General features: G+C 33.4%; 10 protein-coding genes. All 10 read left to right on the forward strand.

The annotated features are described in order from the left end of the window. Positions 1-45: 45 nt before the first annotated feature. The 10 genes from JI750_RS08560 (at position 46) to secDF (ending at position 16,107) form a co-directional block, all read left to right on the forward strand. Positions 46-909, forward strand: coding sequence for a PhzF family phenazine biosynthesis protein (locus tag JI750_RS08560; RefSeq protein WP_202000342.1), 864 nt, complete (start codon positions 46-48; stop codon positions 907-909). Between the two features lie 140 nt (positions 910-1,049). Beyond that, positions 1,050-2,801 (forward strand): TonB-dependent receptor, encoded by a 1,752-nt coding sequence (locus JI750_RS08565; protein ID WP_202000344.1) that lies wholly within the window; start codon positions 1,050-1,052, stop codon positions 2,799-2,801. Between the two features lie 132 nt (positions 2,802-2,933). Further along, positions 2,934-3,464, forward strand: coding sequence for a GNAT family N-acetyltransferase (locus tag JI750_RS08570; RefSeq protein ID WP_202000347.1), 531 nt, complete (start codon positions 2,934-2,936; stop codon positions 3,462-3,464). Positions 3,465-3,525: 61 nt separating this feature from the next. Further along, on the forward strand, positions 3,526-3,975 hold the full coding sequence (locus JI750_RS08575) for a hypothetical protein (protein ID WP_202000350.1): 450 nt from the start codon (positions 3,526-3,528) through the stop codon (positions 3,973-3,975). 20 nt (positions 3,976-3,995) lie between these two features. After that, positions 3,996-5,555, forward strand: coding sequence for a hypothetical protein (locus JI750_RS08580; RefSeq protein WP_202000352.1), 1,560 nt, complete (start codon positions 3,996-3,998; stop codon positions 5,553-5,555). Positions 5,556-5,942: 387 nt separating this feature from the next. After that, positions 5,943-7,616 (forward strand): asparagine synthase B, encoded by a 1,674-nt coding sequence (asnB, locus tag JI750_RS08585; protein ID WP_202000353.1) that lies wholly within the window; start codon positions 5,943-5,945, stop codon positions 7,614-7,616. Positions 7,617-7,925: 309 nt separating this feature from the next. Beyond that, positions 7,926-9,542, forward strand: coding sequence for an asparagine synthase B (gene asnB / locus JI750_RS08590; protein ID WP_202000354.1), 1,617 nt, complete (start codon positions 7,926-7,928; stop codon positions 9,540-9,542). 362 nt (positions 9,543-9,904) lie between these two features. After that, the gene (gene gyrB / locus JI750_RS08595) at positions 9,905-11,845 is read left to right on the forward strand and encodes a DNA topoisomerase (ATP-hydrolyzing) subunit B (protein ID WP_202000355.1); all 1,941 of its coding nucleotides are present in this window, start codon (positions 9,905-9,907) and stop codon (positions 11,843-11,845) included. Positions 11,846-11,955: 110 nt separating this feature from the next. Continuing rightward, on the forward strand, positions 11,956-12,891 hold the full coding sequence (gene mdh, locus JI750_RS08600) for a malate dehydrogenase (RefSeq protein ID WP_202000356.1): 936 nt from the start codon (positions 11,956-11,958) through the stop codon (positions 12,889-12,891). 225 nt (positions 12,892-13,116) lie between these two features. Further along, positions 13,117-16,107 (forward strand): protein translocase subunit SecDF, encoded by a 2,991-nt coding sequence (gene secDF, locus JI750_RS08605; protein WP_202000358.1) that lies wholly within the window; start codon positions 13,117-13,119, stop codon positions 16,105-16,107. Positions 16,108-16,165: the final 58 nt, after the last annotated feature.

Here is a 16,165-nt window from a genome sequence, read left to right on the forward strand (position 1 = left end):
TTTTATCTTTCATCTTGGTTCTTTTCTCTAAAAAAAAAGAAAGAAATGAGTTTACCTTTTTACATAGTTGATGTTTTTGCTGATAAGAAATATGCCGGAAATCAGCTGGCGGTTTTTATGGATGCAGAAAATCTAAGTACAGCACAAATGCAGCAAATTGCACGCGAAATTAATTTTGCGGAAAGCACATTTGTAACTAAACTGGATAAAGAAAATAATAAAGCAGAGATCAGAATTTTTACACCTGCTCACGAAATGCAGTTTGCAGGTCATCCGATTATTGGAACTTCTTGGGTTCTCATGAATAAAGTATTTGATAATTCGCCTGACGAAATAAAACTAGAAGTCCCAATTGGACCAATTGCAATCAATAAAACGGAAGAACTGATTTGGTTAAAAGCAGCACAGCCGAAGTTTTGGGATGTTTTTGCAAAAGAAGATTTTCCCTCTTTTAGTAACTTGACAATTGATGATTTTGATAATCAATATTTGATACAAGAAGTGACTACGGGAAGTGCATTTGTAATTGTTCCGCTAAACAGCAAAAGAGCTTTAGAGAATTTGGTTTTAGATAAAGATAAAACCGATAAATGGTTGAAACAGCATTGTAAAACAGATCATAGAGGACTGTATTTTTATAGTTTTGAAGATTCGAAGTTGGCAAGCAGAATGTTATGTGTAGAAAATAATCAATTGGTAGAAGACGCTGCAACGGGAAGCGCAAGTACTTGTCTACAGGCATATCTTTTAAAATACCATAAACCTGAACTAGAATTGACTAATTACCAAGGAGATTATATTGGACGACCTTCTGAAATCTACTTTAACGGAAAACTAAACGGAGATCTGTTTGATATTAGAATAGGTGGAAAAGCTCAGTTTGTGGCTAAAGGAGAGTGGGAAGCTTAAGCAAGAATTTTAGAAAAAAGAAAATAGAACAAAGATTTTAGAATATAGAAAGAGAACAAAGAGTTTTTAGCATAAGAATTAAGAAATAGTATAAGTCTATTTTCTATACTCTTATCTCTATACTCTTAAAATAAAGAAATATGAAATTAAACTGCCGACATAAAATCATCGTTTTGTTAGTGTTATTTGCTGCTCAGTTTTCGATTGCTCAGAAGAAAAATGAAAGTATTGGGACAGAAACAGTAAACGTAGTAAAACCGTATTCGCCGACTATTTCTGATGCTTTTAAAGTAAAAGAAACGCCTTCGCTTGACGATAGCGGTAATCAGCCGAAAGAAGTAATTAAATACAGTATTTTGTCTGTTCCTGTGGCTTCGACTTTTACTCCTTCTAAAGGAAAAGCCGAAGGTGTTGAGAAAGCCAAAAAAGAAAGATTGTTTAATAATTATGCTACAATAGGGCTTGGAAATTATAGCACTTTAAACGGTGAATTATTCGTAAACCAGGATTTAGGAAATAATGATTATGTAGCTGGAATGTTTCGCCATCACTCTTCTCAAGGGGGAATTAAAGATGTTGAATTGAATGATGAATTTTATGATACATCAATTAATGTGGGTTACGGTCAAAATAATAGAGATAATACTTGGGGAGTCGATTTAGGATATCAAAATCAGATTTACAATTGGTATGGACTTCCGTCAGATTTTGGTTCTACCATTCCAGATCAGCGTTATGATTTGGTAAACAGTATTAATCCGGATCACTCTTATAATACTATTTGGGTTGGCGGAAATGCAGAATTTAATGAAAGCATTTTCAGTAAACTTTCGGCAAAATTCACCCATTTTTCAGACAGTTATTCTTCATCAGAAAATAGATTTTTTGTAAAGCCGACTTTTACAGTTGATGTGATGGATCAGGCAATTAAAACCAATGTTATTGTAGATCATGTAAGCGGTTCTTTTAAAAACAATTATTTCCAAGATAATACAGAGGCATTGAAATACAGTTTTACAAATGTTGGAATCGAACCAAGTTTTGTAATCAATGAAAATGAATGGACATTAGAATTGGGAGCAGGAATTTATTATAGTGCAGATTCTAAAAACAGCGGCAATAAATTTTATTTCTACCCAAAAGTGAATGCTTCGTATAAATTGGTTGGCGATTTGATGATTTTTTATACTGGGGTAAATGGAGGTTTAAATCAGAATTCTTATGCTGATTTTGTGACCGAAAATCCGTTTTTGTCTCCAACTTTAAACATGCGTCCATCAAGTACACAATACAATGTTTTTGCAGGTTTGAAAGGAAAATTGGCTAATAATGTAAACTATAATTTAACGGCTTCTTATTTAAATGAAAAAGACAAAGCTTTGTTTAAAGCAAATGATTATACAGAAGTAATTACAAATGAAGATTATGCTTTCGGAAACTCATTTGGAGTAGTTTATGAAGACATTAGAACGTTCCGTTTTTACGGAGAATTAAAAGCAGATTTCTCTCAAAATGTATCTTTCGGAATCAACGGAACTTTTAATAGTTATAATACTGACAACGTAGTTGAAGCATGGAATTTGCCAACAATGAAATTAAGTTCGACTTTAGACGTTAATATTACTAAGCAGTGGTATGCAGGATTGAATGTGTTTTATGTTGGAGAAAGAAAAGATATGCAGACCAATACTTCTTTAGGAATTGATGCTACACCAATTACCTTAAAAAGTTATTTTGATGCCAATGCGCATGTTGGGTACAAATTCAACGAAAGATTAACGTTTTTCTTGAAATTGAATAATATCGGAAATCAAGCTTACGAAAAATGGTTGAATTATCCTGTACAAGGATTCCAAGTTTTGGGAGGCGCAAATTATAAGTTTGATTTTTAAGAGATCTTTGCCATAAAGATACTTAGGCACAAAAACATTTAAAATGAATGTGCCTTTTTTTTTCAGCCATGAGCTCATGAATTTTTTGGAGTAGATTCGTGAATTCGTGGCTGTTTTTTTTAATTTTATAAAATGGAAATTATATTACGTCAAGAAAATAAAAATGATTTTAAAAGTGTTTTTCATTTGATAGAAAAAGCTTTTGAAAAAGAAGAGCATTCCGATCACAAAGAACAATTTTTGGTAGAAAGACTGAGAAATTCTGTAGCCTTTATTCCAGAATTGTCTATTGTTGCAGAAATTGATAATGAAATTGTCGGGCATATTTTATTTACTAAACTGAAAATTAAAAATGATTTAAATTCTTTTGAATCTCTGGCACTTGCTCCAGTTTCGGTTTTGCCTGATTTTCAAGGAAAAGGAATTGGTTCTAAGCTTATTTTACATGGACATGAAATTGCTAAAGGTTTAGGATACAAATCGGTTATTTTATTAGGTCATCAAGATTATTACCCGAGGTTTGGATATGAACTTTGCGAAAAATACAATATCAAAATGCCTTTTGATGTTCCAGCTGAAAACTGTATGGTTATTGCATTAACAGAAGACTGTTTAAAAGATGTAAATGGAGAAGTAGTTTATCCAAAAGCTTTTTTCGAATAAAAATTTAGATAAAGAAAAAACCTTTGCATCTTTGTTCCTTAAAACCTCAGTACCTAAAAAAATGACTTTTAAAGAAAAAATATATTCCCACTACACTCAAATGGTTCAAGACAGAATAGATGTTTTTAAAGACATGATTTCAGGCTTGACCGAAGATTCTAAAAATGACGCTAAAGGTTCTGCAGGCGATAAACATGAAACGGCTTTGTCGATGATGCATATTGAGCAAGAAAAACTCACCAATAAATTAAAGGAAGCACTAGAGCAAAAAGCAATTTTAGATAAAATAGATCCGCTTAAAACAACAGAAAATATTGTTTTAGGAAGTTTAGTAAAAGCAAACGGAATCTATTTATATGTGAGCGTTGCACTTCCCAAAATAACAATTGACGGAATCAATGTCATTGCACTTTCTCCGCAATCTCCTTTAGGAAATCATTTAATGGGAAGTAAAGTTGGATTTCAATTTGAAATAAATAAGACGCATTATACTATTGAGAGCATTGAATAATTAATTTTAAAGATAAAGTTATGAGAAAGATTTTAGCTTTTATGATTTTGATTAGCATGAATTTGAATGCTCAAAGTACTGAATTTAAGATTTATGATAATGGGCTGATTTATTCTGAAAGCTCAGTCTCTAAACTAAAACACATTGTTGATTCGTTAAATTTAAAATTTAAAGTTTGCGAGTTTAATAAAACTTTCAGGTCTTACGGACAAGCGAAGGCAAACTTTGTCGAAGTTCAAAAAGCGGATGTTATAGAGGCTAAGAAAGATTTAGAAAAAGGTATTTCATATTCAGATTTTAAAGCCAAATATGATAAAGCTCTCTTCGACGAAAATCTTATCATTTTAAAATCCAATCAGACTAATTATAAAAATGAGGAGCAAGTTGAATTTTCAAGCTTGCCTTTGGGAGAAAAAGATGAACAGAATATCACCAGAAATAAAAAAGAGATAGATTCTTATAATAATAATTTCAGAGAAAAATGGGTTTTTGAGTATCAAGAAAAAAAATCTTATTCAAAAGAGTCATTAAAAGCCTTTTATTTTATTGATGAATTTAAAACAAAACCGCTTTCTGAAAAATATGCCCGATTAATTCAATATTCAGATTGTCTGGTAGATACTACAGCTCAAGTTTTTTATGATAATGCAAAAGACTCGGGGGTGAGATATGGAGATAGCACACCTAGTAAAGCAGTAAATTTTGAAAGCTATGTTGAGAAAGTCTTGAAAAGACCGAGTTTTAGCTATGAGAAATTATCTATTCTTTATAGCAATGGACTTGATGGGAAATCAAAAGAAAAGACTAAAGAACAGCTGGCTCAGAAAGAGATTGTTAAAAAAGAATACGACGAGTTTAATGCGAAAATGAAAAAATGGCAAGCTGAAAGACTTACTAGAATAGATTCTTTAAGAACTAAGGATAAAAATTTTGATGTAATGCTTCGCGAAGCATTGGTAGAAGCTAAAATGACAAAAGTATCTGATGATACGTTTGAAGAATATGTTGAGCGTTATATAGGTAAGGAAGATGTATTAGAACTAAAACGAAATAGACGTGTTATTGGCGGATGCAGTATGGATAATAGTCCAAGAGTTCATGCACAGAATATTGCTGTACTTTCTGCTGAAACTATAAAATGGGAAATTTTTCTGAGATCCCATCTTAACATTATGAATGATCGTTTTGATAGGGTAAGTGATGGAAGTTATGCTCAAGGAGAGAGGCAGACTTATATAAAAGAGATCGAAGTATTGGACATCAATGTTCTGGATTTAATTTTAGGAATATCACTTCGAGTAGATAATCCTTCTAAAAATCATTATTATTCAAGCATCAACAGGGTTGGGCGTGCGCTTTCTGAAAGCTCGAATCCAGAATTGATTGAAACAAGTCTTCTGAATATGATAAAAGATAGCGATCTAGATGATTACAATAGAGTTTTAATGTATTACCTATTTGATAATTATAATTATAACCTGAAAGATGACAATCTGAAAAAGAAGAATGAATCTAAGTTGCAGGTTGCGGTTGCGAGCATGCCGGATTATATTTCGTCACGAATTATTCTTAAGAATTAATTCCTATTTGAGTTATTATATTTTTAAACAAATTAAATCCTTATCAACTTTTCGAATTTGATAAGGATTTTTTTACAGTATTAATTTTAAGGTAATTGTAGGGCTACTTTTTATTTTCTCTTTATGAATTCTTTATTTGGACTGGAATAACTAAAAATTTAATTCGAAAAGTTGGTTTTAAGTTTAAAATTGAAAGCAGTTTTATGTTCGAAATTAAAAAATTAAAGTTTGAGCCTTTTTTTAATGCTGAAATTTTACATTTTATATGTAAAAAATAATTTATAGTTTTAAATTGTAATTAAAATAGGTAATTATGTTTTTCAATTGTAACTAATACTCCATCTTTGCCCTATCAAATTAAAATTTAAAAAATAAAAATATAAAATTATGTGTGGAATTGTATGTGCCTTTGATCTTAAACAAAAAGCCGAAGCGTTAAGACCTCAAGTATTAGAAATGTCTAAAATCATTCGTCACCGTGGACCAGACTGGAGCGGAATTTTTAGTAATGATAAAGCGATTCTTTCTCACGAGCGTTTGGCAATTGTAGATCCAGCGTCAGGAAAACAACCTTTATTTACTGAAGATAAAAAATTGGTTTTAGCTGCAAATGGTGAAATTTACAACCACAGAGATTTGCGTAAACAATTTGCTGGAAAATACAACTTTCAGACTGAAAGTGACTGTGAAGTTATTTTAGCGCTTTATAAAGAAAAAGGAGTAAACTTTGTTGATGAATTAAACGGAATCTTCGGTTTTGCAATCTACGATGTTGATAAAGATGAGTATTTTGTAGCTCGTGACCACATGGGAATTATTCCATTATATATTGGTTGGGATCAGCACGGAACTTTCTATGTAGCTTCTGAATTAAAAGCTTTGGAAGGTTACTGTACAAAAATCGAATTATTCCCTCCAGGACATTATTTATCAAGCAAAGACGGTGAATTTGTACAATGGTACAAAAGAGACTGGACAGAATATGATGCAGTAAAAGACAACGAAACTAGCATTCCAGAAATCAGAAAAGCATTGGAAGCAGCAGTTCACAGACAATTAATGAGTGACGTTCCTTACGGAGTTTTACTTTCTGGAGGTTTAGATTCTTCTATTACTTCAGCTGTGGCTAAAAAATTCGCTCAAAAAAGAATTGAGTCAGATGATACAACAGATGCTTGGTATCCGCAATTACACTCTTTCTCAGTTGGATTAGAAGGTTCACCAGATTTAGCAGCTGCAAGAAAAGTAGCAGATCATATTGGAACTATTCACCACGAAATCAAATTTACTATCCAAGAAGGATTAGATGCTGTTCGTGATGTAATTTACAACTTAGAAACGTATGATGTAACTACAGTTAGAGCTTCAACTCCAATGTGGTTGATGGCGAGAGTAATCAAATCTATGGGAATCAAAATGGTTCTTTCGGGAGAAGGAGCAGATGAGTTGTTTGGAGGATATTTATACTTCCACAAAGCGCCAAACGCTAAAGAATTCCACGAAGAAAACGTTCGTAAATTAGGAAAACTTCATATGTACGACTGTCTACGTGCAAACAAAAGTTTAGCGGCTTGGGGAATCGAAGGTCGTGTGCCATTCTTAGATAAAGAATTTATGGATGTTGCAATGCGTATCAACCCGCAAGATAAAATGATCAACAAAGAACACCCGATGGAAAAATGGGTAGTTCGTAAAGCTTTTGAAGATATGCTTCCAGAAAGTGTTGCTTGGAGACAAAAAGAGCAATTTTCTGATGGAGTGGGATACAGTTGGATTGACACTTTAAAAGAAGTGGTAGCTAGAGAAGTTTCAGATGAGCAATTGGCAAACGCTAGATTTAAATTTCCATTGCAAACGCCAACGTCAAAAGAAGAGTATTACTATCGTTCGATTTTTACAGAGCATTTCCCAAGTGATGCTGCAGCATTATGCGTTCCTCAGGAAGCAAGTGTGGCTTGTAGTACAAAAATTGCTTTGGAATGGGATGAAGCTTTCAAAAACTTAAACGATCCATCAGGAAGAGCGGTAGCAAATGTTCATGATGACGCTTATGTAAAATAATTAAGAGTTTAATTTTTAGAATTAGTATATATATTGCCGAAAGACGTTCTTTTATGAGAGCGTCTTTCTTGTCTAAAAAAGTTTCTGTATTTCAATATGTTAAAATAAAAAGTTTTGGTAATCGATTGAAATTTATTTTGTGTTTGACTTTCATTGAAATAAAAGTTAAACATGAAATTTTAAGATGCAAAATGTAGGAAAGCAGAAAATAATATTTAGTTTTGCTTTTAAGCGGAAATTTTAATGATTTTTTAATGTACAGCTTGCTTAGGCTTGGTACATCAGAATAAAAATAAAAAATAGAATAGTATGTCTGGATTGTTAGCCGTTATTGGTAAAGGAAAAGACCCCAAGCTTGTAAAAGAACTTTCTGAGAGAATGTTACATCGCGGACCTGATGAAAGCGATATTCATATTATGGAAAATGGCAGTATACTTTGTCATGAAAGCCTGTCGATTATTGATCTTAATTCGGGGAAACAGCCAATTCAAGGAACAGGTAAAGCTTGGATGGTGCATGATGGGGAAATTTATAATTATCAAGAACTTAAAGATACAGTTTTAAAGAATCATAATTTTAGAACCGAATCAGATTCAGAAGTAATTGTACATCTGTATGAAGAATTCGGATATGATTTTTGTAATAAATTGGATGGAGATTTTGCTTTTGTGGTTATTGATGGAGATAAATATATTGCAGGCCGTGATCCAATTGGAGTAAAACCTTTATATTATGGTTTAGATGAAAGAGGACGAATTTATTTTTCGTCAGAAATGAAATCTATTGCAGATCAGTGCAAGTCGTTTTCTACTTTTCCTCCAGGACATTATTATACCGCAAAAACAGGTTTTGTAAAATACTATCGTCCAGAATACGAAGACCATAAAAATGCAACTCAGCCATTAGATTTAGAATTAATTCGTGAGAGCTTAATTCAGGCAACACGCAAACGTTTATTGGCAGAAGTGCCTTTGGGGGTTGTGTTGTCAGGAGGTTTGGATACTTCATTGATTTCAGCTATCACTTCAAGATTGCTAAAAGAAAAAGGAGAGAAATTGCATTCGTTTTCTATTGGATTGGATGCTGATGCTCCAGATAATGTTGCGGCAAGAAAAGCAGCTGAATTTTTAGGAACAGAACATCACGAAATTCATTTTTCTGTAGAAGAAGGGGTGAAAGTTTTAGAAAAAGTAATTTATCATATCGAAACGTATGATATTATTTCGGTTAGATCTGGTGTTCCAATGTATTTACTTTCTAAATCTATCGCTGATGAAGGGATAAAAGTGATTTTGTCTGGCGAAGGAGCAGATGAGGTTTTTGGTGGACATTTGTATTTTAGAAATGCGCCTTCAGAAGAAGAATTCCAAGATGAAACTATAGAAAGAGTGCAAAAGCTGTTTACGGCCGATTTGCTTCGCGCAGATAAAACGACAATGGCCAATGGTTTAGAAGTACGAATTCCATTTTTGGATACAGAATTTTTGGATGTTGCGATTCGAATTAAAACAGAAGAAAAACAGCCCAAAACTTATGATGGCGTTGAAAAATATATTTTAAGAAAAGCTTTTGATACTCCAGAAGATCCATATTTGCCTTCGGAAGTTTTATGGCGTCAGAAAGAGCAATTTTCGGATGGAGTTGGGTATAATTGGGTTGATGAATTAATTGAATATTGTGCTTCGCAGGTTACAGATGAGCAATTGGCGGGAGCAAGTTCAGAATTTCCATACAACTCGCCAACGACTAAAGAAGCGTACTTGTATAGATCGATTTTCCATAAATTCTATCCACAGGTCAGCGCGGCACAAACTGTTCGTAAATGGATTCCAAAATGGCAAGAAAACCTCGATCCAAGCGGACGAGCAAATGCAGCGCATTTAAATGGTAATTTTGAAAATGTAAAAACGACTGTTATTGCTTAAGGGAGAAATTCCAAAATTTTTGAATTCCAAATTCCAAGTTGGATTCCGTTATAGAAAACCGAAATGCATTAAATGTATTTCGGTTTTTTAATTTTAATATGTTAGGCAAATTTTAAAATTTTGATTAGATATTTCAGATTTGGGATTTGGAGTTTGAGATTTTCAAAATTGGAATTTGGTATTTAAAATTTTGGAATTTTCAAAAAAATTGAATTTAAATTCATTTTTGGACTTATTTTTTGGTTTTTCAGACAATTGTGTTGATAACTTAAGTGCTTTAAGTCGTATTTTACTGGGTATATAGCTCGCGTTTTTATATATTTGCGTGTTAGACATTAATTACATTTTTTAGAATAAATTATATGAGCGAAGAAATCAAGAAGAACAATTATTCAGCAGATAGTATTCAGGCATTAGAAGGGATGGAGCACGTAAGAATGCGTCCGTCGATGTATATTGGTGATGTAGGGGTTCGAGGACTACACCATCTGGTTTACGAGGTTGTTGATAACTCTATTGATGAGGCGATGGGAGGACATTGTGATGCTATTAGTGTCTCAATAAACGAAGATGGTTCGGTTACAGTTGAAGATAACGGTCGTGGTATCCCTGTTGATTTACATAAAAAAGAAGGAGTTTCTGCACTTGAGGTTGTAATGACTAAAATTGGTGCTGGAGGTAAATTCGACAAAGATTCATATAAGGTTTCTGGAGGTTTGCACGGGGTTGGGGTTTCTGTAGTAAACGCCCTTTCTGTTCATATGAAATCTACTGTATTTAGAGAAGGTAAAATCTATGAGCAGGAATACGAAAGAGGTAAATCTTTGTATCCGGTAAAACAAATTGGAGAGACAGATAAAAGAGGAACTCGCCAAACTTTTTTCCCAGATGATACAATCTTTACTCAGACTACTGAGTTTTCATACGATACGCTTTCAGCACGTATGCGTGAGCTTTCTTTCTTAAATAAAGGAATCACAATTACTTTTACAGATAAGAGAGAAGTTGATGAAAAAGGCGAATTCAGAAGTGAAGTATTTCATTCAGATGAAGGTCTTAAAGAATATATTCGTTATTTAGATGGTAACCGTGAGCCAATTGTTTCTCATGTTATCAGTATGGATAATGATAAAGGCGAAATTCCAGTTGAGGTTGCCTTGATTTACAATACAAGTTATACAGAAAATATTTTTTCTTACGTAAATAATATCAATACTCACGAAGGGGGAACGCACTTACAAGGTTTTAGAAGTGGTTTGACAAGAACGCTTAAAAAATACGCGGATGCTTCTGGGTTGTTAGATAAATTAAAATTCGAAATCGCTGGAGATGACTTCCGTGAAGGATTAACAGCAATTATTTCGGTAAAAGTATCTGAGCCTCAATTCGAAGGTCAGACAAAAACTAAACTTGGAAATAGAGAGGTTGTTTCTCCGGTTTCTCAAGCGGTTGGAGAAATGTTGGAAAATTATTTGGAAGAAAATCCAAATGATGCGAAATTAATTATCCAAAAAGTAATCTTAGCAGCGCAAGCACGTCACGCAGCGAAAAAAGCGCGTGAAATGGTACAGCGTAAAACCGTTATGGGCGGTGGCGGATTGCCAGGAAAATTATCAGACTGTTCTGAGCAAGATCCAGCAAGATGTGAGGTTTACCTTGTCGAGGGAGATTCGGCTGGTGGAACAGCAAAACAAGGACGTGATCGTAACTTTCAAGCAATTCTGCCATTACGTGGTAAAATCTTGAACGTTGAAAAAGCGATGCATCATAAAGTATTCGAAAACGAAGAGATTAGAAATATCTTTACAGCTTTAGGAGTTACAGTAGGGACTGCAGAAGATAGTAAAGCATTAAATCTGGAAAAACTAAGATATCATAAGGTAATCATCATGTGTGATGCCGATGTCGACGGTAGCCACATTTCTACCTTAATATTAACGTTCTTCTTCCGTTTCATGAAAGAACTTATCGAAGAAGGCCACGTTTACATTGCAGCGCCACCTTTGTACTTGGTTAAGAAAGGAAACAAAAAAGAATATGCTTGGAATGATGTTCAGCGTGATCAGGCTAACGAAAGAATGGGTGGAAGTGCCAATATCCAACGTTATAAAGGTCTTGGAGAGATGAACGCGGAGCAATTATGGGAAACTACAATGGATCCAGCTTTCAGAACTTTACGTCAGGTAAATATTGATAGTCTTGCAGAAGCAGATCAAGTTTTCTCTATGTTAATGGGTGACGAAGTGCCTCCTCGTAGAGAGTTTATCGAGAAAAATGCAGTTTATGCAAATATTGATGCATAAAATGAAAAATTAATAATTTCAATTCGTTTAATTGTTTAAATTTACTAGACAATTAAACGAATTGTCTTTTTAAAGAATAGACAAAATTAATAACCGATAAAGTAAAAAATATGAAAGTTACCATTGTAGGAGCAGGAAATGTTGGAGCTACATGTGCAGATGTTATTTCTTATAGAGGAATTGCTAGCGAAGTAGTATTGTTGGATATTAAAGAAGGTTTTGCCGAAGGTAAAGCATTGGATATTACACAATGTGCGACAAATACTGGTTTTAATACTAAAGTATCTGGCGTTACCAACGATTATTCTAAAACTGTAGGAAGCGATGTAGTAGTAATTACATCAGGAATTCCGAGAAAACCGGGAATGACGAGAGAAGAATTAATTGGTATCAATGCAGGAATTGTAAAAACAGTTGCTGAGAATGTATTGAAATATTCTCCAAATACAATTATTGTTGTAGTTTCTAATCCGATGGATACTATGACGTATTTAGCTTTAAAGGCTACAGGTCTTCCAAAAAACAGAATTATAGGTATGGGTGGAGCTTTAGATAGTTCTCGTTTTAGAACGTATCTTTCATTGGCTCTGGATAAACCAGCAAATGATATTTCGGCAATGGTAATTGGAGGTCATGGTGACACGACTATGATTCCGTTAACACGTTTGGCATCTTATAACGGGATTCCGGTTTCGCAATTCCTTTCAGAAGAAGTATTGCAAAAAGTTGCGGCAGATACAATGGTAGGAGGAGCGACTCTTACAGGACTTCTAGGAACTTCGGCTTGGTATGCTCCAGGGGCTTCTGTGGCTTATTTGGTAGATAGTATTTTGAATGATCAAAAGAAAATGATTGCATGTTCTGTTTTTGTAGAAGGCGAATATGGACAAAATGATATCTGTATAGGTGTACCGTGTATAATTGGTAAAAACGGAGTAGAAGAAATAGTTGATATTAAGTTAAACGATCAGGAAAAAGCGTTATTTGCTAAAAGTGCAGATGCAGTTCGTAGTATGAATGACGCCCTAAAAGCTATTTTAGTATAATAAAAACCGCAAAAAATAAAAAAAGCTGCACTTTTGCAGCTTTTTTTTTGAGATTAATTAATAAATAAATTGGTTAATATTTTCGTTAATTATATATTTGCTCGGTTTAAAAAAAAATTGGTAATTCGTGATCTCGTTTTTTTGTTTTAAAAAATCATGTCAGGGCTTATTTTATGGGACTTTAAAACAAAATCAAAAATAAAACATAATTAATTTTTAGTAATAATGCAGAATAAAGGACTTATTAAATTTTTCGCAATTCTATTTGCATTGGTAAGTATTTACCAACTATCATTCACTTTTGTGGCAAATGGTGTCAAAAGTGAAGCTAAAGCTTTTGCAGGAGATAATCCTGATAAAGAGCTGAAATATTTAGATTCTATTGGTAAAGAAAAAGTATTAAATCTTGGTTTTACTGATTTCACTTACAACGAAGTGAAAAACAAACAGCTTAATAAAGGTCTTGACTTAGAAGGGGGAATTAACGTAATTCTTCAAATTTCTATTAAAGATGTATTAAAAGGTTTGGCTAATAATTCTAAAAATCCAGTTTTTAATAAATCATTAGCTGATGCATCTGCAAATTTAGAAGGAAACAAAACGTATTTAAATAAGTTTTTTGAAGCTTTTGAAGCAAATTCAAAAGGTTCTGTAAAATTAGCATCTCCAGATATTTTTGCTAACAGAAGCCTTCAAGGAGAAGGTGGAGTAGACTTTCAAATGTCTGACGCGCAAGTTCAAAAAGTTATCAAAAGAAAAGTTGATGAGTCTGTAGAAAGTGCTTTTAAAGTATTAAGAGAGCGTATCGACAAATTTGGTGTTACACAACCAAACATCCAAAAATTAGGAGAAACAGGAAGAATCTTAGTAGAGCTTCCAGGTGCTAAGGATGTTGATAGAATTAAAAAATTATTAGGAGGTAAAGCTCAATTAGAGTTTTGGGAAACTTTCAAAATTGAAGAAATTGGTAATTTCTTAGTATCTGCAAACGAAGCTTTAAAGAAAACAGAAGTTAAAAAGACAGAAACTAAAACTGTTGCTAAAGATTCATTAAATGCATTATTAACAGATGCTAAAGATTCTTCAGATGTTAAAAAAGGAAACAATCCTTTATTTGATAAAATGATCGTTCAGGGTGGTGGACCAGTTTTAGGATACTTTGCTCCTAAAGATACTGCTGCTATCAATGATTATTTCAAAAGACCAGAAATTAGAGTATTATTGGCAGCTGACCAACATTATGCAAAATTTGTATGGAGCAAGCCAACAACTATAAAAGATCCTAAAGCTAAAGACATCAAAAGCGCTGCTGATATTGAAGCTGTTGAATTATATGCTTTGAAAGGAAACAGAGACAATAACCCAGCTATGAGCGGTGGTGTTGTAACTGATGCAAAAGATACTTTTGACCAAATGGGTAAACCAGCTGTTTCTATGCAAATGAACAGCCAAGGTGCTAAAGTTTGGGAAGAATTGACAGGTAGAGCATTCGCTCAAAAAAGCTACATTGCTATTGTATTAGATGATATCGTATATTCTGCTCCAGGTGTAACAAGCGGTCCTATTGCTGGAGGAAGATCTGAGATTACAGGTTCATTTGATGTAGCTGAAACTAAAGATTTAGCTAACGTATTAAATGCAGGTAAATTACCAGCTTCTGCAGATATTATCCAATCAACTGTTGTTGGTCCATCTTTAGGACAAGCAGCTATTGATGCGGGTACAATTTCTTCTGTATTAGGTTTCTTGTTAGTTTGTGTTTGGATGGTATTCTATTACGGTAAAGCTGGTTGGTATGCAAACCTTGCTTTATTATTAAACTTACTATTCTTATTCGGAATTATGGCAAGTTTTGGTTTTGTACTTACATTACCAGGTATTGCAGGTATCGTATTAACATTAGGTACAGCGGTAGATGCGAACATTATTATCTACGAAAGAGCGAAAGAGGAATTGCGTGAAGGAAAATCTCTTTCTGAGGCAGTTCAAGCTTCTTACGGATGGCATGGTGCAATGCGTTCTATTATTGATGCTAACGTTACTCACGTTTTAACTGGAGCTATTTTATTTATTTTCGGAACAGGTCCTATTAAAGGTTTCGCATTAACATTATTAATTGGTATCGTAACTTCATTGTTTACTTCTATCTTTATTGCTAGAATTTTCATTGACAGAAATATTGCAGGAAAAGGAGATTTAACTTTCTCTACAAACATTACTAAAAACTGGTTTACAAACTTCCATTTTGACTTTATCAAGATTAAAAAATTCACTTACATCTTCTCTTCAATTGTAGTTGTAGTAAGCTTAGTTTCTATCTTCTTCGTTAACGGATTAGATGAAGGTGTTGATTTTGTTGGAGGAAGAACTTTCCAAGTTAAATTCGAAAAACCAGTTGATGCAACTGCAGTTTCAGATGAATTATCTGCTGCTTTCGGTACTCCAGTTGAGGCTAAAATTTTAGGTGATGATGATCAATTGAAAATCACAACTAAATATAAAATTAAAGAAGATGGTGTAGCAATTGATGAAGAAGTGAACCAAAAGTTATATGCTTCTTTACAGAAATATTTCCCAAATACAACTTACGATAAATTCATCAACTCATTTGATGGTAAAAAAGTAGGTGTATTACAAGCTTCTAAAGTAGGTGCTTCTATTTCTGAGGATATCAAAACTAACTCTTACTGGGCAGTTCTTGGAGCGATGGCAGTTATTTTCTTATACTTAATGGTATCTTTCCGTAAATGGCAATATTCATTAGGTGCGATTGCAGCTGTTGCTCACGACGTAATCTTCGTATTAGGAGTTTATTCATTATGCTACAAATTCATGCCATTCCACATGGAAATGGATCAGCACTTTATCGCTGCGATCTTAACTGTAATTGGTTACTCTATGAACGATACAGTAATTGTATTTGACAGGGTGAGAGAGTTTATCATCGGAAACCGTAAAGGTAGCTTCGAAGATATCGTAAACGCTTCTATTAATACTACATTATCTAGAACATTGAATACTTCATTAATGATGATCATCGTATTATTAACGATGTTTATCTTCGGTGGAGAATCTATCAGAGGATTTATCTTCGCGATGTTAATTGGTATTATTGTTGGTACTTACTCTTCGTTATTTATCGCTACGCCAGTATTGGTTGACACAATTTCAAGTGACGAGAAACACACAATTGAAGACAAACACAATAAAGCATAATTGTTGTTTTAATTATATAAAAAGATCCAGCGAAAGTTGGATCTTTTTTTTATGCTAT

This window comes from Flavobacterium tagetis (genome assembly GCF_016735615.1).
GTDB classification, from domain to species: Bacteria; Bacteroidota; Bacteroidia; order Flavobacteriales; family Flavobacteriaceae; genus Flavobacterium; species Flavobacterium tagetis.

Excerpts from the sequence above, each read along its gene's own strand:
- JI750_RS08560 (WP_202000342.1), top strand. The coding sequence starts at position 46 with ATGAGTTTACCTTTTTACATAGTTGATGTTTTTGCTGATAAGAAATAT.
- JI750_RS08565 (WP_202000344.1), top strand. The coding sequence starts at position 1,050 with ATGAAATTAAACTGCCGACATAAAATCATCGTTTTGTTAGTGTTATTT.
- JI750_RS08570 (WP_202000347.1), top strand. The coding sequence starts at position 2,934 with ATGGAAATTATATTACGTCAAGAAAATAAAAATGATTTTAAAAGTGTT.
- JI750_RS08575 (WP_202000350.1), top strand. The coding sequence starts at position 3,526 with ATGACTTTTAAAGAAAAAATATATTCCCACTACACTCAAATGGTTCAA.
- JI750_RS08580 (WP_202000352.1), top strand. The coding sequence starts at position 3,996 with ATGAGAAAGATTTTAGCTTTTATGATTTTGATTAGCATGAATTTGAAT.
- asnB (WP_202000353.1), top strand. The coding sequence starts at position 5,943 with ATGTGTGGAATTGTATGTGCCTTTGATCTTAAACAAAAAGCCGAAGCG.
- asnB (WP_202000354.1), top strand. The coding sequence starts at position 7,926 with ATGTCTGGATTGTTAGCCGTTATTGGTAAAGGAAAAGACCCCAAGCTT.
- gyrB (WP_202000355.1), top strand. The coding sequence starts at position 9,905 with ATGAGCGAAGAAATCAAGAAGAACAATTATTCAGCAGATAGTATTCAG.
- mdh (WP_202000356.1), top strand. The coding sequence starts at position 11,956 with ATGAAAGTTACCATTGTAGGAGCAGGAAATGTTGGAGCTACATGTGCA.
- secDF (WP_202000358.1), top strand. The coding sequence starts at position 13,117 with ATGCAGAATAAAGGACTTATTAAATTTTTCGCAATTCTATTTGCATTG.